The organism is Nonomuraea rosea, from assembly GCF_039539705.1.
Classification (GTDB): domain Bacteria; phylum Actinomycetota; class Actinomycetes; order Streptosporangiales; family Streptosporangiaceae; genus Nonomuraea; species Nonomuraea rosea.
On record NZ_BAABDQ010000002.1, the window covers coordinates 622,301 to 645,490 of the forward strand.

Here is a 23,190-nt window from a genome sequence, read left to right on the forward strand (position 1 = left end):
CCTGTCCCGAGCTTGGAGTGGTGAACGTGATCAGCCTGCGCTCGCGCGTCTTATGCGTGCTCTCCTGTTTATCCGTGCTGACGACCGGGCTGGCCTCGGTGGCGACGCAGAGCGCGACCGCGCAGTCGGTCTCGCCCGACTGCGTACCCGGCGCGCCGGCGCCGGTGCCGGCTCCGCCCAGCCTGACGCCGTTCGCCAACCCCGTCCTGCCGGGCTACCGGGCCACCGCCGAGGCCGAGTCGGCCAAGACGATCACCTATGACGACGTCCGGCTGGACATCGGCACCACGGCGCTGGACGAGCCGGCCGAGATCGGGATCACTCCCTTGACCGAGGGGCAGTTGCCGGTGCTGGGCGCCGGGATGGAGAACGTGACCGAGGGGCCGCGCGCCGGCTACCGGTTCACGCCGACGCCGTTCGAGTTCGAGCAGGACATCACGATCAGCATGCCGTACGACCCCAGCAAGCTGGCGACGGCCGGGCTGACGCCGCAGGACGTGCGGACCTTCTTCTTCGACGAGCAGGGCACCTGCTGGCGGGCGCTGGTGCGGGTCGCGGTGGACACCGAGCAGCAGCTCATCATCTCCAAGACCGACCACTTCACCGACATGGTGAACGCCACGGTGAACCCGCCGGAGGGCCCGGATCAGGTCTCGTTCGACCCGACGCAGATCAACGGCATCCAGGCCGCGGACCCGTCGGCGAACCTGAACCAGGTCGGCACGCCCACGGCCAACGATCTCGGCGAGGCGCGGACGTCGTACCCGATCGAGACGCCGGGCGGCCGGGCGGGCATGGAGCCGTCGCTGACCGCGGACTATTCGTCGCTGACGCCCAATGGCTGGATGGGCGTGGGCTGGGACCTGTCGCTGCCGTCGGTCTCGATCGACACGCGCTGGGGCGTCCCCCGCTACTCCGCCGAGAACGAGACCGAGACGTACACGTTCGCCGGTGAGCAGCTGACCCCGGTCGCGCACCGGGGCGCGGCGCGGCCCCGTACCGCCGACAAGGTGTTCCACCAGCGGGTGGAGGGCCGGTTCGCGCGGATCGTGCGCAAGGGTGATTCGCCGAAGACTTACAGCTGGGAGGTGACGGACAAGTCCGGCACCACGTGGCTGTACGGCGGCGCGGGCGCCACGCTGGCCGACGACGCCGGCAACGTCTTCTCCTGGGCGCTGCGCGAGATGCGCGACGCCAACGGCAACACGATGCGCTACCAGCACGCGACCGTCGAGGACGCCGGGGTGGCCGGCGGCTCGGTCCCCGGCCGTGCGCTCTACCCGAAGAAGCTCACCTACACCGGGCGCGGGGACGCCGACGGCCCGTACTCCGTCACGTTCGTCCGCGACCGTGAGCTGTCCGAGCAGCGCCGGCCCGATGTGCTGATCGACGCGCTGGGCGGGTTCAAGCGCGTGGTGGCCGACCTGCTGCGCCGGATCGAGGTGCGGCTCGGCGACGAGCTGATCCGCCGCTACGACTTCGTCTACACCGAGGGCGCCTTCAACAAGACGCTGCTGAAGACGATCCAGCAGTACGACGCCGCCGGGAAGCTGTTCAACAGCCATGAGCTGAGCTATTTCGACGACATCCGCGACGCCGCCGGCAAGTACACGGCGTTCCAGCGGGTGACCTGGGCCTCGCCGGACGACAGCCTGTCCAACGGCCTGGTCAACGGGGTGCGGCCCGGCGCGGGCGAGGCGGGCGCGCTGAACGGCAACACCTCGACCGGCGCGGGCGGCCACCTGTACACCGGGTGGGGGCCGCTGCCGAGCAAGCGCAACTCGGTCGGCGTGAAGACCGGCTTCAGCCGCAGCTCGGACGAGGGCCTGCTGGCCCTGGCGGACGTGGACGGCGACATCCTGCCGGACAAGGTCTTCCGTGGCGGCGGCGGATACGTCTTCCGCAAGAACCTGTCGCGGCCCGGTGGCGAGCCCCGCTTCGCCGAGCAGACCACGCCGCTGCGCAACCTGCCGGGCATCTTCGCGCAAAGCTCCAGCTCCCGGACGGTCGGCACCGAGGCGTACCCGGGCGCCGCGGCCGTGCAGCTGGACTACGTGGACACGATCAGCACCCAGAACCGGTACTTCAGCGACGTCAACGCCGACGGCATCACCGACCTGGTCAACGGCGACAGCGTGCTGTTCGGCCGGATCGCCGCGGACGGAGTGCCGGTCTTCGGGGCGGCGTCCGACACCCCGGTGCCGATCGGGAACAGCGAGGTGGACGCCGACGGCCTGCTGCCCGACTACGCGGCCGACCGCGCGCGGCGCGAGCAGTCGTTCCCGCTGGTGGACACGCTGCGCCGGTGGACCGCGCCGTTCGACGGCACGGTCAGCGTCACCGGCGCCGTCAAGCTGACCGTGGTCGAGGGCGAGCTGCCGGCGTTCGCCGACCCTGACGGGGTCCGGGTGGCCGTCCAGCACAAGGACGACGAGCTGTGGTCGGCCCGCATCACCGACCATGCCGAGCACGCCCCGCAAGGGGTGGACGCCATCCAGGTCGGCAAGGGCGAGCACCTCTACTTCCGGGTCGGCTCGGTCAAGGACGGCTCCGCCGACCGGGTGACCTGGGACCCGAAGATCACCTACACGGACGCGTCGGAGCGCACCGACGCCAACGGCCTGTCGCTGACCTCGTACACCGCGTCGGCGGACTTCACGCTGGCCGGGCGCACGGCCACGGTGACGGCGCCGCGGGCCGGCACCCTGAACCTGGCCGGCGCGCTCACCAAGAGCGCGGTCACCAGCGACGACCTCACCATCCGCATCACCCGCGCGAATCAGACCGTCTTCGAGAAGCAGGTGGCGGCCGGGTTCACCGGCGAGGTGCCGGTGGCGGCGACGATCCAGGTGGCCCAGGGCCAGGAGCTGGCGTGGCGGATCAGGACGGACTCGCCGATCGACGTGACCGCGCTGAAGTGGACGCCCACCGCGGCCTATACCGAGACCTCGCCCGTGCCGGATGAGTTCGGGCAGAAGTTCAGCGCGCCGTACGACATCGACACCTATGCGTTCTCCAGCGGTCCCGCGCAGCCGTACGAGGTGCCCGCGGCGGGGACCCTCAGCGTCACGCCGCAGCCGATCGCCGCGGCCGGCGCCACCGGTCAGGTGATCTTCACGGTCAAGAAGCAGGGCGTGCTGCTGACCAAGCAGAGCGTCACGCTGGGCTCGGAGCCGGTCCCGGTGCAGGTCGAGGCCGCGGCGGGCGACAAGCTGTTCTTCGAGTTCACCGCCGCGCCCAACCTGCTGGCCGGGGCGTCGGTGCTGGTCGACGGCACCGAGACGGCGGCGACCGGGTACGAGCCCGCCCCCGAGGGCGTCTACGGCCGGCCGTACCGAGGCTGGGCCTACGTCGGCTACAACGGCAACGGCGACCGGGCGACGCAGCCGATCCGGCAGGCCGACCTGGTGAAGGTGGACGACATCCAGGCGCAACTGCCCCAGGACGTCGACGTGGACCGGGATCGCGCGGCGTTCGAGCGGGACCCGCGGGTCACCCCGCCGAAGGCGATCCTCTTCGTGCCGCAGCCGGACCTCGACCGCTGGGCGTCGGGCGCGGACCTGTGGGTCTCCCGTGCGACGGTGACCAGCTCGCGGCTGGGCGGGCAGGCGATCGGGCTGCCCACCACGGCCGACGTCTCGGGCGTGCGGGCGGTGCCGAGGATGTCGCGTTCGCAGCAGATCTCGGTGACCGGCAGCGTCGGCGGCGGTGTGGGCACCGTCGGCGGCAGCGTCGCCAGGGGCACCTCCACCGGCGAGCTGGACTACCTCGACATGAACGCCGACGGCTTCCCCGACGTGGTAGGCACCGGCGGCATCCAGTACACCGACCCGTCCGGCGTGCTCGGCGGCACCCGCGGCGGCCTGCCCGGCGGGACCGTGCGGTCAGCGGACAACGTGTCGGGCAACGCCAGCGCGGGCAGCGCGGCCCGGACGATCACCACCGGCCGCGGCGACGCCGCGCCCAACGGCACCAGGTCGACCAGCACCGCCACCTCCGGCAACGACATGCCGCCCTTGGGCATCGGCGGCAACCTCGGCTCCGGCACCTCGGACGCCGAGAGCGACCTGCTGGACATCAACGGCGACGGGCTGCCCGACCGGGTCTTCGAGGACGGGCGCGCGGCACTGAACCTCGGCTACCGCTTCGCCGACCCCGAGCCGTGGCCGGGCGGGCCGTTGAACGACGGCAGCAGCGACAACTCCGGGCTCAACATCGGCTTCAACACCGACTTCTACGGCTTCGCCGGCGGCGCGTCGCTCAACCAGGGCGACAGCACCACCTCCGCCACCCTGGCCGACGTCAACGGCGACAACCTGGCCGACCGGGTCTTCGCCGGCTCGCCGATCAAGGTGGCGATCAACACCGGCAGCGGGTTCGCCGCCCCCGTCGACTTCGGCGGCAGCCTGTCCGGGCTGAGCAAGGACGTCAACGCCCGGCTCGGCGCGGGAGCGTACTTCACGATCTCGATCCCGATCGCGTTCGGGATCGGCGGATTCGTCATCATCAACCCCGGCGCCGACGTCTCGACCGGAGCGTCGCGGGCCACGCAGATGATCCGGGACATCAACGGCGACGGCTTCGCCGACCACCTGGCCTCCGACGCGGACAACCAGCTCACCGTGGCGGCCAACCAGACCGGCAGGACCAACCTCCTCAAGACCATCAAAAGGCCCCTGGGTTCGACCCTTGAGCTCGACTACACCCGGGACGGCAACACCTACGACCTGCCGGGCTCGCGGTTCGTGCTGAGCTCGGTCAAGATCCACGACGGCCTGGCCGGCGACGGCCCGGACGTCCAGCACAGCACCTTCACCTACGCCGGCGGCGTGTTCGACCGGCTGGAGCGGGAGTTCCGCGGCTACGCCACGGTGACGGCCCAGAGCCGTGACCGCAACGGCGCCGTCCACCGGAGCGCCACCTCCGAGTACGACAACCGCAGCCACTACACGCGCGGCCTGATCACCCGGACGCTCGCGGCCGACGGCGACGCCAAGCCGTTCATCGAGACGCTGCAGACGTACGAGCTGCGCGACGTCGCCACCGGCGGGACCGGCAACGGCGGCAGCACCACCGCGGCGATCTTCCCCATGCTGGTCCGCAAGGATCAGCGCTGGTACGAGGGCCAGACCGCGCCCGGCAAGCAGACCCGCGCCGAGATGGTCTACGACAAGTACGGCAACGTCACCAAGACCACCGACTACGGCGAGAGCGGCGCCGCCGACGACGTGGTCACCGCCACCGGCTACGCGAGCTGCGCCGACACCTACATCGTCGGTGTCGCCAACTCCTCCGAGGTGCGCGGCGGCGGCAAGGTGATGCGGCGCAACGAGGCCGACATCGACTGCGCCACCGGCAATCTGACCCGGCATCGGGCCAAGCTGGACGACCAGAAGATCGCGGTGACGGACGCGACCTACCACCCCGGCGGCATGCCGGCGACGCTGACCGGACCGGCCAACCACAAGGGACAGCGTTACAAGCAGACCTACGGCTACGACGAGGTGACCGGCACGTACGTCACCTCGACCCTGGACAGCTACGGCTACGCGTCCTCGGCCACGTACAACCTCAAGTTCGGTGAGACCGAGACCACGGTCGACACCAACAACCAGCGGCTGGTCTACACCTACGACGGCGCCGGCCGGATCGCCACCGTGACAGGACCGCACGACCACGGAGCCGGGAAACCGACCATCGCCTTCGAGTACCACCCCGAGGCGACGGTCCCGTACGCCGTCACCCGCCACCTGGACCGCGCAGCGGACGGAACGGTCAAGGCCGACACCATCGACACCGTCACCTTCGTCGACGGCCTGGCCCGCGTCGTGCAGACCAAGAAGGACGCCAAGATCGGCGGCGCCGACGCGATGACCGTCTCCGGGCGGACGGTCTTCGACGAGTTCGGCCGCGCGGCCGAGCAGTCCTACCCGGTCAGCGAGCCGAAGGGCGCGGGCAACATCGCGTTCAACGCGGCCTTCGACCGGGTCTACCCGACCGTCAGCGACTTCGACGTGCTGGACCGCCAGGTGCGGACCGTCCTGCCGGACGGGACGGGCAGCACCACGGTCTACGGCTTCGGCAACGACCGCTCCGGGACCCGGCAGTTCTCCGCCGCGGTGACCGACGCCGAGGGCAACACCAAGGCCACCTTCACCGACGTGCGGGAGAAGATCACCTCCGTACGCGAGCCGAACCCGGTCAACGGCGGCCCGCCGCTCTGGACGAACTACGTCTACGACCCGCTGAGCCAGCTCACCAAGGTCACCGACGACCAGGACAACCACACCACCACCGCCTACGACGACTTCGGCCGCCGCACCACGGTGACCAGCCCCGACTCCGGCCGCACCACCAGTGGCTACGACCTGGCCGGCAACCTGACCAGCAAGGTCACCGCCAACCTGGCGGACCGGGACAAGAAGATCAGCTACGAGTACGACTTCGACCGGCTGGTCAAGATCGACTACCCGATCTTCAAGGACAACGACGTCCGCTACACCTACGGCGCCCCGGGCGCGGCCTACAACGCCGCGGGCCGGGTGACCAAGGTCGAGGACGCCGGCGGCGTGACCACCCGTCAGTACGGGCCGCTCGGCGAGGTCGTCTCGGAGACCAGGACACTGCCCGGCTCCGGCGCACACGCCAAGACCTTCACCACGGCCTACCGCTACGACAGCTTCAGCCGGGTGCTCCAGCTCACCTACCCCGACGGGGAGGTCCTGAGCTACGGGTACGACTCCGGCGGCCAGGTGATCTCGGCCACCGGGGTCAAGGGCGGCCAGACCTACCCGTATCTGCGCGACATGCAGTACGACAAGTTCGAGCAGCGGGTCCGCATGGCGCTGGGCAACGGCACCACCACCACGTTCACCTACGACGCCGCCGACCGCAGCCTGGCGCTGCTCAGCTCCACCCTGCCCACCGGGTACGAGTTCCAGCGCTACCGCTACAGCTACGACGACGTCGGCAACATCACCCGGCTGCAGAACGACACCAAGATCCCCGACGGCTCCACCACCCCCAAGCTGGGCGGGCCGTCCACGCAGACCTACATCTACGACAACCTGTACCGGCTCACCCAGGCGAGCGGCCAGTACACGCCGGACATCCACAAGACCGACTCCTACGCGTTCCGCCTGACGTACGACACGATCCACAACATCGTCGGCAAGCATCAGCGCCACGCGATCATCGAGGCCGACGGCGTCGAGCACGTGCAGCAGGACACCAGCTACACGCACGTCTACGGCTTCGGCTCGCGCCCGCACGCGCCCACCGAGGTGGGCCCGGACAAGATGCGCTACGACGACAACGGCAACCTCATCGACCAGGACTCCGACGAGCACGGCAAACCCCGCCGTCAGCTGATCTGGGACGAGGACAACCGCCTGGCCTGCGTGCACGACACCACCAAGAACGACACCCAGCCGCAGGACCCCGCCGCCTGCGACGACCACCGCAAGCCGCCCACGGTCCGCTTCACCTACGACGACCAGGGCGGGCGGGTCGTCAAGGACGGCCCCCAGACCACCCTGTATCCGAACCAGAACTACACGACCCGCAACCAGACCGAGTACAAGCACGTCTTCGTCGGCACCACCCGGATCGCCTCGAAGACGTCCAAGCCGGGCGCCTTCGAGAAGGACCAGTTCTTCTACCACGGCGACCAGGTCGGCTCGACGACCTTCGGCACCGACGGCACCGGCCGGCTGGCCGAGCATCTCGACTACTTCCCCGGCGGCGAGACCTGGGTCGAGGAAAGCCCAGGTCAGCCGAACCCGTACCAGTTCACCGGCAAGGAGCTCGACCCGGAGACCGGCTACTACTACCACGGCGCCCGCTACTACGACGCGCGCATGGGCCTGTGGAAGTCCGCCGATCCCATCGTCGAGGACTACCTCGCAGGCGAGGGCAACGACGGCGTCTACAACCCGGGCAACCTCAACCTGTACGGCTACGGCTACAACAACCCGGTCCAGAACACCGACCCCGACGGCAACCTCGTCTTCCTCGTCCCCGCCGCCATCCTGATCGGCAAGGGCGTCATGTGGGGCATGACCGCCTACAGCGCCTACCAGGGCGCCAGAAGCATCGCCAACACGGTCAACGACGTCTCCGAGGGCCGGAAGACCTGGCAGGAAGGCGCCGCGGAAGCCGGCTGGGTGGCGGTCGAGAAGGGCGCGGAGGCCACCGTCGGCCGGCTGAAGGTCGTCGAACGCACCGCTGGCTGGGTCGCCAACACCCAGGTCGGCAAACGCGTCACCGAATGGGCGTCCGACAAGCTGAACGCGTTCGCGCAGAAGTTCGGGGACGACTTCGCCGCGAGGCTGCGCGGGATCCGCTGCAACAACAGCTTCACCCCCGGCACCGAAGTCCTGATGGCCGACGGCACCACCAAGCCGATCGACGAGGTCGAGATCGGCGACCAGGTCCTCGCCACCGACCCGGAGACCGGCCGCACCGAGTCCAAGCCCGTCACCGCCCTCATCGTCGGCGAAGGGGAGAAGAACCTCGTCAAGATCTCGGTCGACGTCGACGGCGCCCGGGGCGACGAGACCGCGCCCATCACCGCCACCGACGAGCACCCCTTCTGGGTGGAGGACCTGAAGCGCTGGGTCAACGCGGAAGACCTCGAATCCGGCATGCGGTTACGCACATCCGCCGGCACGTACGTCCAGGTCGACGGCATCAGCGAGTGGACCGCGCAGCAGCGGGTGCACAACCTGACCATCGGAGGTCTGCACACGTACTACGTGGTCTCCGGCGACGTCCCGGTCCTCACGCACAACTCCACCTGCCGGACGTTCGGCATGGACATCCCGGCGACCCAGGGCGTCTACATCATCAAACTGAACGACGGAAAGATCTACGTCGGCTCCGCGACGGAGACGAACACCATTCACAAGAGGATCCATGACGCTTTCACCGGCAAGGACCACGCGGTGGGCAGCGGCGGATACAAGACCGCGAACGTCCAGCAGCTCGACTGGGTCGAGATGACCGGCGACTCCAAGGACCAGATCAAGAAGTACGAGCAGATGCTGATCGACTACTACGGAGGCGTCGGAGGGGGGACGCTGCTCAACCGGAGAAACGCCGTCGCCAGCGATTGACCCATCACGAAATCATAGGATTCCCTCATGCCCGTCAGACCTTCTCAAGACTGGCGAGACCTGATGGAGTGCGCGGCTCCCGAATACGCGCCCGTCCCGGGCGCGTATTCGGACGGCTTCCTCAGGGCGGTCGACGCCGCCCTGGCGCGCTACGAAGCCGAGGTGCGGGCCCTCGTGGCGCCGTCGGACGAGCAGGTCTTCGCCGTGATCGAACGCGTCGTGCTGGCCCTCAACGCGGCGGCGGAGAGCCCGGAGGGCGGCGCCATCGACACCGACGAGCGCGAGCAGCTCTGCTCGTTCATCGACGAGGTGCTGATCGAGAACGGCATCGACGTCGGCGCGTTGGCGGCCCGCCACGGCAAGAACCGATACGCGCTCACCGACAGGTGGCGCCGATGGTAGGGAAGGGCCTGTTCGGCCGGCCGCATGCCGGTCTTGCCCGGGTTCGCGGCGATTCGGTTTGAGTTGAGAGAGATCGCGGGTGCTGTTACCTTCGCACGGTGGACGACAGGCGTGCACGTGCGGAGGCGATCGAGGACTTCGCGGCGGTCCTGCGGCAGTTACGCAACGCGGTCGGAAACCCACCATTCCGCGAGATGTCCGGCCGGTCGGGCGCCATCTCCCACACGACGTTGCACGAAGCCACGAAGGGGAACCGGCTCCCGAGCTGGGAGACCACCGTCGAGTTCGTCAAGGTGTGTGACGCGGACCCGGCCGCCTATCGCGAACGCTGGGAGAGCGCGAACCGGGCGGTCAGGTCGGCGAGCGCCGCAGATCCCTCGATCCCGGCGGACGACCATCCGACCGGTGAATTCGCCGCCACCGGCGCCTCGGAGGTCCGTACCCTGCACCTCGCCGTCGGGTCGCCGGTGTCCCGGCCGGCCTCCCTGCCGTCGCCACCGTCCGGCGGGCTCGCGGGCGGCGTCCAGCCGCCGGCCGATGCGCCGGGGAGCGGCGGGCGATTACGGCTGAGCCGTCCGGCCGTGCTGGCAACGGCGGCTGTCATCCTGGCGGCCGCGATCGTCGTCGTGGTCGCCGTCAACCGCGACTCCACGCCTGAGGAACAGCACAACCCGAGCCCGACCGGCAGCCCCTCGACGGCCGCGCTGTCGCCGGCCGACTGCCCGGTGCGTTCGACCAACCCGCCGTGGGCCCCGCCGCTGCACAAGGGCGATGCGGCCACGTTCATCGACGATGTCACCCTCCCCGACTGCACGCGCGTCGCCGCCGGCGAGACCATGACCAAGGTATGGCGGCTCAAGAACACCGGGACCGTGCCCTGGGAAGGCTATTCGCTGCGCCGCCTCGACCTCACGCAGCAAGCCGATCAATGCCAGACCATCTCCGACGTGCCGATCAAGGACACGAAACCCGGCAAGACCGTCGACATCCGGACCGACATCACCACGCCCAGGAAGCCGGGCTTGTGCTACGTGCGCTTCAAGATGGTGGACGCTTCGGGAAAGGTCGTGTTCCCCGGCAGCCGGCCGCTCAACTTCCAGATCATCGTCGACGTACGCTGAAACCCCGCCGCGCTCGGCACGGCGGGGAAATCAGCGTCGGACGGTCTCAGGAGCCGAGCACGATCCCCGTGTAGTAGTACTGGAGGATCCTGGCGTAGCCCCAGCCGGCTCTGGCCTTGTCGCGGGAGCCGTTCTGCGACATCCAGTCGCCGCTGACCCAGTTGCCGCACGCCGTCGTCGTGGCGCAGTACTGGGCCCGGAAGATCTTCCCGCTGCGGGTCAGCCGGGTGCCCCATGTCGCGTCCACCGCGGCGTTCGTCACCGCCTTGGCGGAGCCGGGCTTGTACACCTGGCTCGACGTGTGGTCATAGACGTCGAAGCACTGGCCGCCGGGCGTCTTGCGGTTGGAGTGCAGCGCCCAGTACCAGCCGAAGTTCTTCACGGCCATCGCCCCGGCCTTGAGGGACTCGCTCGGCCAGCTCGACACCCACTCGTTGGGCAGGACGTTCTTGACGTAGGTCTTGAACTCCACCCGCTCCACGCGATCCAGTGACTTGCGGTACACGAGGATCGTCGTGGGCAGCTTGGTGTCCGTGCCGTCGGTCTTGCACCCGGTCGGCGAGGTGGAGCTCACGAACTGGTGCGAAGCGTTCTGGTTCTTCAGGGTGGAGCTCAGGTTGCCCTTGGCGCCTGCGGCGAAGTCCTGGTAGGTGCCGGTGTGGCCGGTGTTGAAGTAGACGCGGACGGTCTTGCTGCTGCGGTTCCAGACGGAGGCGGCGGCGTTCTTGATGCATTTGCCCTTGCCCTCGCCGGCGCCCTTGAAGTCGTAGCAGGTGGGCTGGGTGGTGGCGTAGTCGGCGACCGAGGTGGTGAAGTCGGAGAGCGACCCTTGGTTGTTGCTGTTGAAGTAGTAGCAGAATTCGCCGGTATCGCAGACGCCGTCGCGGTCCGCGGCCGCGGCGGGCGATGCGGTGGCGAGGATCGTTCCGCCGAGCGCCATCGCGGCGGTCGCCGCGGCGAGTCGTGAGATCAGCCGGACAGTTCGTAAAGGCACAGGTGTCTTCCTCATCTGTTCAGAGACCGCGGAACGCTATCGGATGCTGTAGCCCTGGGAGTTCCAGAACGAGGTCGGGTTCGGGTTGTCCAGGTGCGAGTCGCCGACGCTCTTGGCCGCACGCGTCTGCTGGCCGAGGCGCATCTCGACGTGGGTGTGCGCGGACGCCCGGGTCGACACGCCGTGCCACGACTCGGTGGCGATCGTCTGGCCGCGGGTGACCTGCTGGCCCACGCGCAGGGAGGACAGGGGAGCGGAGTGCAGGTAGATCACCGTCTTGTTCAGTACGGAGTTGTAGATGGCGATCGTGGAAAGCCCCGCCCTGCCGGTGGCTCCGCGTGCGACGTTGATGACCTTGCCCGCCGTCAGGGCGTGCACGTTCGAGCCCACGCCGCGGGCGATGTCGATGCCCTCATGCCGGCCGGAGGTGGTGGTGTAACCGTCGAAGCCGCAGGTGATCCGGCCGGCGGCCGTGTACAGCGAGAACGACATGTTGCTGCGCGTCGATGACGACGGGCTGAACTGGTGCGAGGCGTTCTGGTTCTTGAGCGAGGCGTTCAGGTTGCCCTTCGCGTTTGCGGCGAAGTCCTGGTAGGTGCCGGTGTGGCCGGTGTTGAAGTAGACGCGGACGGTCTTGCTGCTGCGGTTCCAGACGGAGGCGGCGGCGTTCTTGATGCACTTGCCCTTGCCCTCGCCGGCGCCCTTGAAGTCGTAGCAGGTGGGCTGCGTGGTGGAGTAGTCGGCGATCGATCCGGTGAAGTCCGAGAGCGAGCCCTGGTTGTTGCTGTTGAAGTAGTAGCAGAATTCGCCGGTATCACAGACGCCGTCGCGGTTCGCGGCCGAGGCGGGGCCCGCGGTGGCGAGAACCGTTCCGCTGAGCGCCATCGCGGCGGTCGTCGCGGTGAGGATCCTGGTGAGTGTTCGCATGCTTTTCTCCTTGTACGTCTGGTTCTTTTGGGGGGATCTGGGATTCGAGTCAGCGGCGCTGGTACTCCTCCCAGGTGCGGATGGTCACCTTCGGGCCGTCGTCCGGGCCGCGGCCGGCGAGCCCGTTACGGCCGAGGTAGTAGTCACCGATCTGGTGCTGGGCCTGGCCGGAGAGGTCCGTGTCGCTGATGGCGGCGGCGTGGATGTGCCACGGCCAGTCGTCCTGCTGGGGGTTGCGCAGCCAGGCGGCGAAGCCGACGAGGCGCAACGCGCGGACGGCCGCGGTGCGGTTGGCGGAGCTCATCCCCTTGACCGAGATGTCGACGACGCCGCCGCCGTCGTGGGTGCCCGCGGACGTGGGGTCGCCGCCGGGGTTGTACGAACCCTGATCCAGCTTGAGGTCGCGGCCGAGCAGCCGCTTGGCCTCCGCCAGCATGTTTCGCGTGCGGGTGCTGACGACGAAACCGCCGGTGGAGACCCGGGCGCCCGGGGCGATCGCGTTGGTGACCTTGAAGCGGCCGGCGCCGAGCTTGGTGAGCGACGTCTTGCCCGGCAGGCCGTTGGCGTTGAGGCCGGTGAGGCCGAGCGACTTCTGGTAGTTCGCGTAGGCGGTGACCGTCGTGGTGCCGAAGTAACCGTCCACCCACTTCGCGTCGAGGAAGCTCTCGTCACTCAGCGCCCGCTCGACGAGGAGCACGCTGGCCTTCGCGCCAGGGGTCAGCGTGCTGTCGGGCCGCCGCGGGTCGATCTGGGCCGCCTTGACGGTGGCTTCCATGTTCACGCTCGGAAGAGCCCCAGCGTCGGCCGCCTGTGCCGCCTGTGCCGCCGACGCCCCGAACGCTCCGGCCAGCGAAGCGAACAGGACGCTCGGCATGAGGACGGCGGCGCATGAGGGCAGCTTCATAGGGACTCCTGGTGCAGGGGATGAGGGTGATTCCGGTGCGGCGGAACCAACTTCCCGGTTCGCTCACGTGTCCGCAAGAAGATCGGTGTTGTCAGCCTGTCCGACAGGGGCGTACGCGCCGTCTGACAGGCGACCGCACAGTTCAGCGGCACGCGGAAAGAGCTGTCCTAGCCGCCCAGGCGGATGATCCCCCGCGTGGCCGCCACGGTCACGGCGGCGGTGCGGTCATCGACGTCGAGCTTGGCGAAGATGTGCAGCAGGTGGGTCTTGACCGTGGCCTCGCTGATGCACAGGTGGGCGGCGATGGCCTTGTTGCTCATCCCCTGGGCGACCGCGCCCAGGACCTCGATCTCGCGGCCGCTGAGGGCGCCGGGCGCGTCGGCGCGCGCCCATGACAACACCCGGGTCGCGATCGCCGGCGACAGGGCGCTCTCCCCTCGGGCCGCCGCCCTGACGGCGTCGAACAACTGCTCACGGTGGGTGTCCTTGAGCAGATAGCCGATCGCTCCGGCGTCGATGGCACGGGAGATGTCGCTGTCGGTGTCATAGGTGGTCAGGACGATCACCCTGGCGCCGGGGTCGTGCTCGCGGATCCGGCTGATCGCCGTCGCGCCGTCGAGCTCGGGCATCTGCAGGTCCATCAGCGTGACATCCGGCCGCAGGTCGCGCGCCAGGCGTACCGCGTCCGAGCCGGAGACCGCCTCGCCGACCACCTCCAGATCGGCCTGGGTGCCGAGCATCGCCCGGATGCCGTCACGGACCACCGGGTGATCGTCGGCGATCAGGACCCGGATCGCGTCCCGCTCGGTCATCGCGTCCCGCTCGGTCATCGCGTCCCGCTCGGTCATCGCGTCCCGCTCGGTCATCGCGCCACCGCCGGGAGGCTGGCCACGACCGTGGTGCCCTCCCCGGACGTGCTTTCCACGAGGAGCGTGCCGCCGAGCTGCTCCATCCGCTCACGCATGATCAGCAGGCCGTGGCCGGCGGCGGCCCGCCCGGGATCGAAACCGTCGCCGTCGTCGTGGACGTCCAGCACGACCAGGTCCTCCATGTACGACAGGGTCAGGGTCACCTGCTCGGCATGGGCGTGGCGGCGGGCGTTGGCGATCGCCTCCTGCGCCACCCGCAGCAGCTCCGCCTGGAGATGCGCGTCCAGGGGCCGCAGTGCTCCGGTGATCACGGTGTGCGCGTGGACGCCGGTCTCGTCGGACAGCCGGCCCGACAGCCGCCGCAGTGCCTCCGGCAGGCCGCCGTCGTCGAGCTCGCCGGGCCGCAGCGCCCGCACCACGCGGCGGCTTTCCGCGACGTTCTCCCTGGCCGCCCGTAACGCCTGGGTCAGGTGCCGGTCGTCAGGCAACCGCTCCTGCGCCGCCTCCAGCAGCATCACCACGCTGGCGAACCCCTGGGTCAGGCTGTCGTGGATGTCGCGAGCCAGCCGCTGCCGCTCGGCGGCCACGCCCGCCTGCCGTTCGGCCGCCGCCCGCGCCTCCTGGGCGGCCTGCAACTGATCGATCAGCTCCTTGCGCTCGGCGCTCTGGCGGGCCACGGAATAGAAGTAGCCGACCGCGGTGGCCGCGCTGATCGCGATCAGCGCGGTGATGGCGATCTCCGTCCAGGTGATCGACCCGCCTTCGTGGTAGCTGTGCCACAACCAGCCTCCTGCGCACGACAGCACCGCGACCAGCCCGACGCGTACGGCGTCCAGGCAGTACGGCACGAGGACGCTCAGGCAGACCACCAGGAAAGCCGAGTCGATCGCGAACAGCCCCAGCCAGAGCAGCCCGCCACCCAGCACGTACGGCAGGGGCACCTCACCCGCGGGCGGCGTGCGCAGCACGAACCACACCGCGTACCAGGCGGCCAGCCCGGCCACCAGCGCCACCGGCAGGACCTGACCCACCTCCATCAACGGCCCGGCCGAGGTCAGCACCAGCCACGAGGCGAAGAAGGCGTGCTGCCACCGGCGGCGTGACCGCTCCCAGGACTCCACAGCACCGACGATAATCAGCCACCCGTCGTTGCGGCATCAACCAGTCGACTGACCCGGCTATCGGTGGTCCGCTCGATGTGCGCGCACCCACGCCGGAGCCAGACTCGGCGGTGTGACAGCCATCCCCAGCCCGTCCCAAGCCGTCTGGCACCTCGGCCCGCTGCCCATCCGCGCGTACTCCCTGCTCATGGTGCTCGCCGTCGTCGTCGGCATCTGGGTCACCCAGCGCCGCTGGAGCGCCCGCGGCGGCGAGCGCGGCGTGGTCGGGGACATCGCCACCTGGGCCGTGCCGTTCGGTCTGATCGGCGCCCGGCTCTACCACCTGGCCACCGACTGGCAGCAGTACTTCGGCCCCGGCAAGGACCCCCTGCGCGCCTTCGCGATCTGGGAGGGCGGGATCAGCATCTGGGGCGCCGTCGCCGGCGGCGCGCTGGGCGCGTGGCTGGCCTGCCGGCGGCGCGGCATTCCGCTGCGCGACTTCGCCGACGCCGTCGCGCCCGGGATCGCACTCGGGCAGGCGATCGCCCGCTGGGGCAACTGGTTCAACCAGGAGTTGTACGGCGGCCCGACGACCCTGCCGTGGGCACTGGAGATCGACCCCGCCCACCGGCCGCCGGGCATGGAGTCCACGGCCACCTACCACCCGGCCTTCCTGTACGAGTCGCTGTGGGACCTGGGCGTGGCCGGGGTCGTCGTCTGGGCCGAGCGGCGCTTCCGGCTGGACCGTGGCCGGGTGTTCGCCCTGTACGCCGCGGCCTACACGACCGGCCGCGCCTGGATCGAGTGGCTGCGCGTGGATCCCGCCCCGCTCGTCCTCGGGCTGCGCTTCAACGTCTGGACCGCGCTGCTGGTCTTCGGAGCGGCCCTCGCGTACCTGATCGTCACCCGCCGAACGCCGGCCACCGCGGACCAAGGTTGACCGGCCCTCAGGCCCGGCTGCGCCGCTCTGCCCGCCGCATCGGGTCAGACTGAACAGTTTTTGGACTGTGAAATGAGCGGAAGATCGATCTAACCTGCCCCGCATGCGCACTATCGGGCTTATCGGCGGGTTGAGCTGGGAATCTACGACCATCTACTACCAAGTGATCAATCAGCGGGTACGCGAGGCACTCGGAGGCAGCCATTCCGCCAACAGCCTGATCTGGTCGGTGGACTACACGACGGTCGAGGACCTGGCCTACGACGACCGGTGGGACACCGTGGGCGAGCTGCTGGCCGATGCGGGCGGCAAGCTGGAGGCCATGGGCGCCGAGATGCTGCTCATCTGCAGCAACACCTTCAACCGGGTGAGCGATGAGGTGGCGCGGAGCACGAACGTGCCCGTCCTGCACATCGCCGACGCGGTGGGCGCCGAGGCCCGTGCCAGGGGCTGGCGGAAGGTCGGGCTGCTGGGCACCCGGTTCACCATGGAGGACCCCGCCTACCGGGACCGGCTGGCCGAGCACGGCTTCGAGGTGATCGTCCCCGAGCGTGAGCAGCGTGAGCTGGTCCATCGGGTGATCTTCGACGAGCTGGTGCGCGGCGAGCTCCGGCCGTCGTCCAGGGAGGCCTATGCCGAGGTCGTCGCCGAGCTGGCGGAAGCGGGCGCCGAGGGCGTGATCCTCGGGTGCACCGAGATCGAGCTGCTGATCAGCGACAAGGACACCGTCATCCCGCTGCTGCCGAGCGCGCGGTTGCACGCGGAGGCGGCGGCCAGGTTTGCGCTGGGGGACTGATCCCGTTCAGGTGGCCAGCTCGCGCGCGCAGACGCCGAGGCCGTATTCGCTGGAAGCCTTGACGAACACCACGTCACCGGGCCGGATCAGCTCGGCGGCCAGCCGGGAGGCTTCGGCGACGCCCTCGACCGGGTGCACGACGACGCCCGCGTCCGCCGCCTCCCGCGCCATGGCCTGCGGATCGCCCTCGCCCACCGCGATCAGCACCTCGATGCCGAGCTCGGCCGCGAGCCGTCCCACCTGCGCGTGCCGGTCCCGCGAGGCGTCGGCCTGTTGTCCCATCGCGCCGAGCACCGCGATCGTGCGCCGGCCGCCGGCCAGTGCCCTGAACGCGCGCAACCCGGCCCGCATCGACTCCGGGTTGGCGTTGTAGGCGTCGTTGATGACGGTGACGCCGTCGGGCCGCTCGGTGATCTCGAAGCGGCCCGACGAGCGCCGCCCGGCCGCGTTCAGCCCGGCGGCGATCTCGCCGGCCGACAGCCCGAGCGTGACCGCCGCCGCGGCGGCGCCCAGCGCGTTGGCCACCTGGTGCTCGCCGATGAGACCGAGCTCGACCCTGGCCCGGCCCGAGGGCGTGACCAGGTCGAAGGCGGGCGTGGCCCCCTCGCCCATCCGCACCCCCTCGGCCCGCACGCCGGCGTCCGGCGACGTGCCGTACCACACGATCTTGGCTTCGGTACGCCCGGCCATGCCCGCGACGTACGGGTCGTCGGCGTTGAGCACCGCGTACCCGTCGGGCGGAAGCGCCGCCACCAGCTCGCCCTTGGCCTCGGCCACGTCCGCCAGCCCGCCGCCCATGCGCGACACGTGCGCGGCGCCGACGTTGAGCACCAGGCTCACCCGCGGCGGCGCGATCCCGGTCAGGTACGTCAGGTCGCCCTTCCTGCCCGCGCCCATCTCCAGCACCAGGTACCGGGTCCCGGCGTCGGCCCGCAACACGGTGAGCGGCAGCCCGAGCTCGTTGTTGAACGAGCGGTCGGTCGAGATCGTCGGCGCGTGCGGTTCGAGTATCTGGGCCAGCAGGTCCTTGGTCGTGGTCTTGCCCACGGAGCCGGTCAGGGCGATCACCGTGCAGCCGAGGCGCGCGAGCACGTGCCCGGCCAGCACACCGAGCGCCGACTGCACGTCCGCCACCACGATCGCGGGCACCCCGACGGGCCGGGCGGCCAGCACGGCCACCGCGCCGTCGGCCACGGCCTTGGCCGCGTAGTCGTGACCGTCGACGCGGGCGCCGGCCGTCGCGGCGAACAGGCCGCCGGGCACGACCTCGCGCGAGTCGACCGCCGCCGGCATCGTCACCAGCGCCTCCGGGTCGGGCACGGCGTCCAGGCGCGCGTCCAGGACGCGGGCGATCTCGGCCAGCGTCATCGGGATCATGCGCCGCTCCTCGCGAGCGCCAGGTTGATGAGGCGGTCCAGCAGAGCCGGGTACGAGAGCCCGCTCGCCTCCCAGGCCCTGGCATAGACGGAACGAGCGGTGAAACCGGGCATGGTGTTGATCTCCAGCACGTAGAGGTTGCCGGTGTGCTCCTCGTAGAGGAAGTCCACCCGGGACAGGCCGTAGCCGCCGATCGCCCGGTAGGCGCGCAGGGACAGCGCGCGCACCTCCTCCGACACCCGGTCGGGCAGCTCGGCGGGAATGGTGGCGATCTCGGCGCTGCTGAGGTATTTGGCCTCGTAGTCGAGCCACTCGCCGTGGACGTTGAGCTCGCCGGCGACCGAGGCGGCAGGGGTGTAACGGTCGCCGAGCACGCCGCAGATCAGCTCACGGGCGTTCACGCCCTGCTCGACGATGACGGCCCGGTCGTAGGCGAATGCCAGCTCGATCCCCGCGTACAGCTCTTCCATAGAGGTGACGCGGGAGATGCCGATGGAGGAGCCCAGGTTCGCCGGTTTGACGAACATCGGCCAGTCGAGCGGCTTGACCAGGCCCTGCCGGTCGGTGGTGGTGCGCCAGTCGTGCTCGGTGAACCAGACGTGCGGGGTGATCGGGATGTCCTCCGCCAGGAACGCCCGCCGCATCGCGATCTTGTCCATCGCCACAGCCGAGGCCAGGACGCCGCAGCCCACGTACGGCAGGCCCAGCGTCTCCAGGTGACCCTGGATGACGCCGTCCTCGCCGTACGGGCCGTGCAGCACGGGGAAGACCACGTCCGCCACGCCCCGGCGCAGCTCCAGCGGCCACCTGCCCTGCCGGTCGATGATGATCGGGATCGGGACGTACCGATCCTTCGGCAACGCGTCGAGCACCGCCTGCGCCGACTGCAGCGACACCTCGTGCTCGGCGGACGGCCCGCCTGCCAGCACGGCCACGCGCAGGCGTTCAGTCATGATCGATCAGCCCTCCTCGCCGGACGTCAACCTGGGAAGTGTGGGCTGTCCGGCCGGCCGTTTCCCAGGCCATTAACTGCTCACTTTCTGGTCATTCCTGGAGCGGCAGGAGACGGAGGCCCTGGTATGCAGTCGGCCAAGAGCGGCCGGAACAGCGTGTTGCCACCACGAACACCGCAAGGTGACCGCATAGCGTCACGGCATGCTGGTGAAGGAGGCCACGCCGCCGTCCGGCGGCTCCGCACCCTCACCGCCGGCGCGGCGGTGAGCGGCATCGACGCGGGCCGGCTCGTCCAGACGGCGCAGGGCCTGCTGGCCGGGCTGGCCGGGATGGCCTCGGCGGTCGTGCTCCTCGTCCTGGTGCTGTACGGCATGAGCCTGGACGCCGTCGCCTTCCGGCGGACGCTGACCAGGCTCACCGCCACACGCCCGCACCTGGTGACCGCGCTGCGGCAGTTCGCCCGCGACACCTGCCGTTACCTCGTGGTCTGTACGCTTTTCGGACTCGTCGTGGCCGCCCTCGACACCGTGGCCCTGGCGCTGCTGGGCGTACCCCTGCCCCTGCTCTGGGGGCTGCTGTCGTTCATCACCAACTACATCCCCAACGTCGGCTTCCTCATCGGGCCGGCCCCTCCGGCCGTCCTGGCGTTGCTGGATTCCGGCGTGGCCACGATGGCAGGGATGGTCGTCGAATCCCAGGCCATGCTCGCCCGCGAATAGCCCTTGCGTCAGCTGGAGTGCAGGAGGACGACGGGGATCTCGCGCGAGGTGGCGGACCGCCGGCTTGCCGCATGCTACGGTTTCCCCTCTCACTATGGGCCTCGCTGCGCGTCGAGCAGGGGCGATGTGGTGCTGATTGCGCGCGCCCGACGTCCGTGACAGGGGCCGTCAGCCCGTACGGCGGATCCATGCGACCCCGTGTTCCAGGAGGAATGATGGTGGTGATGTTTGCGACGGTCTCGCGAACGACGCGCTTATGCTGCGGCGGCGCGTCCGGCCACATGACGCGGGCATGACGATGCTGCTGGCCGGCCGCTATTCGCTCATGTCACAACTGGGCCAGGGCGGCATGGGCACGGTGTGGCTGGCCGTCGACGAATTACTGCATCAGCAGGTCGCCATCAAGGAAGTACGCCTGCCCGCCGACCTGGACGAGGCGGCCCGTGCCGAACTGACCGAACGAACCCTGCGCGAGGCTCGTGCCGCGGCGCGGCTGCGTTCGCATCCGTCGATCGTCACGGTGCACGACGTCGTCATGGACAGCGGCCGGCCGTGGATCGTCATGGAGCTGATCCACGGCCGCTCCCTCGGCCAGATCGTGCGCGAGGACGGGCCACTGCCGCCCGCCCAGGCCGCCTGGGTAGGGCGGCACGTGCTCGACGCGCTGAACGCCGCGCACGCGATGGGGGTGCTGCACCGCGACGTCAAGCCGGCCAACATCCTGATCACCAGGGACGGGCGGGTGCTGCTGACCGACTTCGGCATCGCCACCGTGGCGGGGGACTCCGCACTGACCCAGACCGGTCTGCTGAACGGCTCCCCCGGCTACATCGCGCCCGAGCGGTTGCGCGGCGAGGTGGACGGTCCGGAGGCCGACCTCTGGTCGCTGGGAGCCACCTTGTACATGGTGGTGGAGGGCAGGGCGGCCCACACCGGCCCCAACTCGGCGGCCGTGATGGCCTCTGTGCTCCTGCACGAGCCTGCGGCGCCTCAGCGAGCGGGCCCGATCGCACCCGTCCTCGGCGCCTTGCTGGAGAAGGACCCTCGGCAGCGCTGCACCCCTGACCAGGCGGCGGCGTGGCTGCAGGCGGTGGCCGGCGGCGAGGAGCCGAAGACCACCCGGCCGATGGCGAGGCGGTCCGCTCCCGCGGGGCGCCGCCTCGCCGTCGTGGGCGGCGTGCTCGCGATCGCCCTGTGTGTGACGGCGGGCGCGGTGATCTGGGGGATGACCCGGCCGGAAACCCTCGGCGCGGACGACGAGCCAGGCCGCACCACACCGTCGGCCAAGCCGGTGACGTCCGCACCGGCCGCCAAGCCGCTCTTCGGCACCGGACTGCACTCCTGCCGCGTGCTCACCGCGGCTCAGGTACGTTCGCTGCTCGGCAGCAACCTCCGGGAGGACGACCGTAACCGGGGGATCTGCCAGTATCACGGCGTCAACGGTTCCTTCGCGGCCGTCAGCGTCTACCGGGTCCCCACCCTCAAGGGAGCCAGGGCCAACTTCGCCGGCTCGCGGCAGACCTTCAAGGACTTCCGGGATGAGCATCCGGATGTCAAGTTCTCCAGCAGCCCGGTGATCGGCGAGGAATCGTTCGCCTCCGTCTACCGGACGGACGCCGACTCGTACACGGCCAACATGGTGTTCCGCGTGTCGAACGTCTCCGTCACCCTCACCTACGCCGGCCCGCGATCCGGAACCAAGGCCGTCGAGCGGGCGGCCGCGTCCGTGGCCGCGGCTCTGGAGGCGGCCCGCCCGGCCGGCTGAACCAGCTCGGCGGCGAAGAGCTGCTCCGGGCTGGTCTTGCCCAGCTCCTTCGAGACCGCGAGAGCCTCGTCCAGGGCCCCGAAGGGTGGCGCGGGTCAGCGCACGTTGACCGAGCGCAGCGTGAAGCCGTCGTTCGGCTTGCCGGCCAGCAGGGCGGCCAGGCCGCCGCTGAGCGCGTAGGTCCTGCCCCCGGGGCCGGGCGTGACGGAGCTGGTGACCGGGTCGGTGACGGTGTCGGTGATCTTGACGGTGGCGGACCTCCAGCTGCGGTCAGGGCGGACCCGCTGCACGACGGCGGCCTTGCCGCTGAGCAGACCGCTGCTGACCACGGCGAGCGACTTGTCCGGCAGGACCCGGATGCCCGCGGTGAGGGCGCTGAGGTTCGTGGAGAGCTTGACCTTGGTGGCCTGCTTGGGGTTGTCGACCGGTACGCGCACCAGGCTGCCGTCGGCCTTGGCGACGATGAGGATGTTGCCGGGCATCCAGGCGACGGCGCTCATGCCCACGTTGTTCAGGAAGTTCGGGACGTCCACGTTCCCGGCCAGCAGCTTGTGGCTCACGAGGACGGAGGCCTTGCCGTCGCGGTCGATGCGGAAGATCGTCGAGGAGAGCTGGTCGACGGCGTACGCCGTGCCGTTCGGAGCGACCGTCACGTCGGCCACGAGGTGCTGCTTGTCGTCCTTGGCGACCTTGTTCAGGTCGGCGTACCAGAGCCGGCGTCCGCTGCCGATCTGGTACGCGGCGACGCCCGCGACCTTGAACTTGGTGGCGTCCGTGGAGCGTTCGGCCGTTCCGTAGTCCACGTTGCCGGCCAGGATCCGGTTCCCCTTGGTGTCGATCCGCACGGCCTGCACCGACACCAGCTTCTTGTCGTCGATGATGGTCCGCACCTTGCCCTTCAGGTCGACGGAGGAGATGGTGCCGTGCGCCAGCGAACCCGTCACGAACTTCTGGGAGCCCGGGTAGTAGTCCGCGGAGTGGGGGAAAACACCCGGCCCCTTGGCCTCGATGGTGGACGCCGTCTGAAGGGTCTGGCCGGTGTTGGCCAGGGCGCCGGTGGTGCCGGCCAGCACGATGCCGGGGACGGTCACGGCGGAGAGGGCCAAGGCGATCGCGGACTGCTTGAGCTTCATGGGTGTCGCTTCCTTCCAAGGACGATGTCGGCCCGGTGCGCCGGACATCGCGGGGATGTCGTGTCCAAGTGAG

The 23,190-nt window shown here is 69.9% G+C and carries 15 protein-coding genes; 7 read left to right on the forward strand and 8 right to left on the reverse strand.

The window, feature by feature from the left end; all coding sequences use genetic code 11:
* Positions 1 to 74: 74 nt before the first annotated feature.
* From ABEA43_RS06715 to ABEA43_RS06725, 3 genes are all read left to right on the forward strand, one after another.
* Positions 75 to 9,116 (forward strand): SpvB/TcaC N-terminal domain-containing protein, encoded by a 9,042-nt coding sequence (locus ABEA43_RS06715; protein WP_345559715.1) that lies wholly within the window; start codon positions 75 to 77, stop codon positions 9,114 to 9,116.
* Positions 9,117 to 9,143: 27 nt separating this feature from the next.
* A complete protein-coding gene (locus ABEA43_RS06720; RefSeq protein ID WP_345559716.1) occupies positions 9,144 to 9,518 on the forward strand; it encodes a hypothetical protein in 375 nt (124 codons plus the stop codon).
* Positions 9,519 to 9,616: 98 nt separating this feature from the next.
* Entirely contained in the window at positions 9,617 to 10,639 is a 1,023-nt protein-coding gene (locus ABEA43_RS06725; protein ID WP_345559717.1) for an NBR1-Ig-like domain-containing protein, read from the forward strand.
* 46 nt (positions 10,640 to 10,685) lie between these two features.
* Here ABEA43_RS06725 and ABEA43_RS06730 read toward each other — a convergent pair whose 3' ends face one another.
* From ABEA43_RS06730 to ABEA43_RS06750, 5 genes are all read right to left on the reverse strand, one after another.
* Positions 10,686 to 11,633 (reverse strand): SpoIID/LytB domain-containing protein, encoded by a 948-nt coding sequence (locus ABEA43_RS06730; protein ID WP_345559718.1) that lies wholly within the window; start codon positions 11,631 to 11,633, stop codon positions 10,686 to 10,688.
* 36 nt (positions 11,634 to 11,669) lie between these two features.
* Positions 11,670 to 12,560, reverse strand: a complete 891-nt coding sequence (locus ABEA43_RS06735) for a peptidoglycan DD-metalloendopeptidase family protein (protein WP_345559719.1) — start codon at positions 12,558 to 12,560, stop codon at positions 11,670 to 11,672.
* Between the two features lie 49 nt (positions 12,561 to 12,609).
* Entirely contained in the window at positions 12,610 to 13,464 is an 855-nt protein-coding gene (locus tag ABEA43_RS06740) for a peptidoglycan-binding domain-containing protein (protein WP_345559720.1), read from the reverse strand.
* 167 nt (positions 13,465 to 13,631) lie between these two features.
* On the reverse strand, positions 13,632 to 14,276 hold the full coding sequence (locus ABEA43_RS06745; protein ID WP_345559853.1) for a response regulator: 645 nt from the start codon (positions 14,274 to 14,276) through the stop codon (positions 13,632 to 13,634).
* Between the two features lie 50 nt (positions 14,277 to 14,326).
* On the reverse strand, positions 14,327 to 15,454 hold the full coding sequence (locus ABEA43_RS06750) for a sensor histidine kinase (protein WP_345559721.1): 1,128 nt from the start codon (positions 15,452 to 15,454) through the stop codon (positions 14,327 to 14,329).
* 112 nt (positions 15,455 to 15,566) lie between these two features.
* Between ABEA43_RS06750 and lgt the strand changes: the two genes are divergently transcribed.
* Both lgt and ABEA43_RS06760 read left to right on the forward strand, forming a co-directional pair.
* On the forward strand, positions 15,567 to 16,373 hold the full coding sequence (lgt, locus tag ABEA43_RS06755; RefSeq protein ID WP_345559722.1) for a prolipoprotein diacylglyceryl transferase: 807 nt from the start codon (positions 15,567 to 15,569) through the stop codon (positions 16,371 to 16,373).
* A 103-nt stretch (positions 16,374 to 16,476) separates the two neighbouring features.
* Complete coding sequence (locus ABEA43_RS06760) at positions 16,477 to 17,169, forward strand: aspartate/glutamate racemase family protein (protein ID WP_345559723.1); 693 nt, start codon at positions 16,477 to 16,479, stop codon at positions 17,167 to 17,169.
* A gap of 6 nt (positions 17,170 to 17,175) precedes the next feature.
* On the opposite strand, the gene ABEA43_RS06765 is transcribed toward ABEA43_RS06760, so the two are convergent.
* Positions 17,176 to 18,546 carry a UDP-N-acetylmuramoyl-tripeptide--D-alanyl-D-alanine ligase gene (locus tag ABEA43_RS06765; RefSeq protein ID WP_345559724.1) on the reverse strand — a complete coding sequence of 457 codons (1,371 nt, stop codon included), beginning with the start codon at positions 18,544 to 18,546 and terminating at the stop codon, positions 17,176 to 17,178.
* Complete coding sequence (locus tag ABEA43_RS06770) at positions 18,543 to 19,499, reverse strand: D-alanine--D-alanine ligase family protein (RefSeq protein ID WP_345559725.1); 957 nt, start codon at positions 19,497 to 19,499, stop codon at positions 18,543 to 18,545. Before ABEA43_RS06770 ends, ABEA43_RS06765 begins: the two co-directional genes overlap by 4 nt.
* A 264-nt stretch (positions 19,500 to 19,763) precedes the next feature.
* Between ABEA43_RS06770 and ABEA43_RS06775 the strand changes: the two genes are divergently transcribed.
* Positions 19,764 to 20,219: an AI-2E family transporter gene (locus tag ABEA43_RS06775; RefSeq protein ID WP_345559726.1), complete on the forward strand. Its 456-nt coding sequence runs from the start codon at positions 19,764 to 19,766 to the stop codon at positions 20,217 to 20,219.
* Between the two features lie 292 nt (positions 20,220 to 20,511).
* The gene (locus ABEA43_RS06780) at positions 20,512 to 21,984 is read left to right on the forward strand and encodes a serine/threonine-protein kinase (protein ID WP_345559727.1); all 1,473 of its coding nucleotides are present in this window, start codon (positions 20,512 to 20,514) and stop codon (positions 21,982 to 21,984) included.
* Between the two features lie 95 nt (positions 21,985 to 22,079).
* Here the strand turns inward: ABEA43_RS06780 and ABEA43_RS06785 are convergent, their stop codons facing one another.
* A complete protein-coding gene (locus ABEA43_RS06785; protein WP_345559728.1) occupies positions 22,080 to 23,117 on the reverse strand; it encodes a hypothetical protein in 1,038 nt (345 codons plus the stop codon).
* Positions 23,118 to 23,190: the final 73 nt, after the last annotated feature.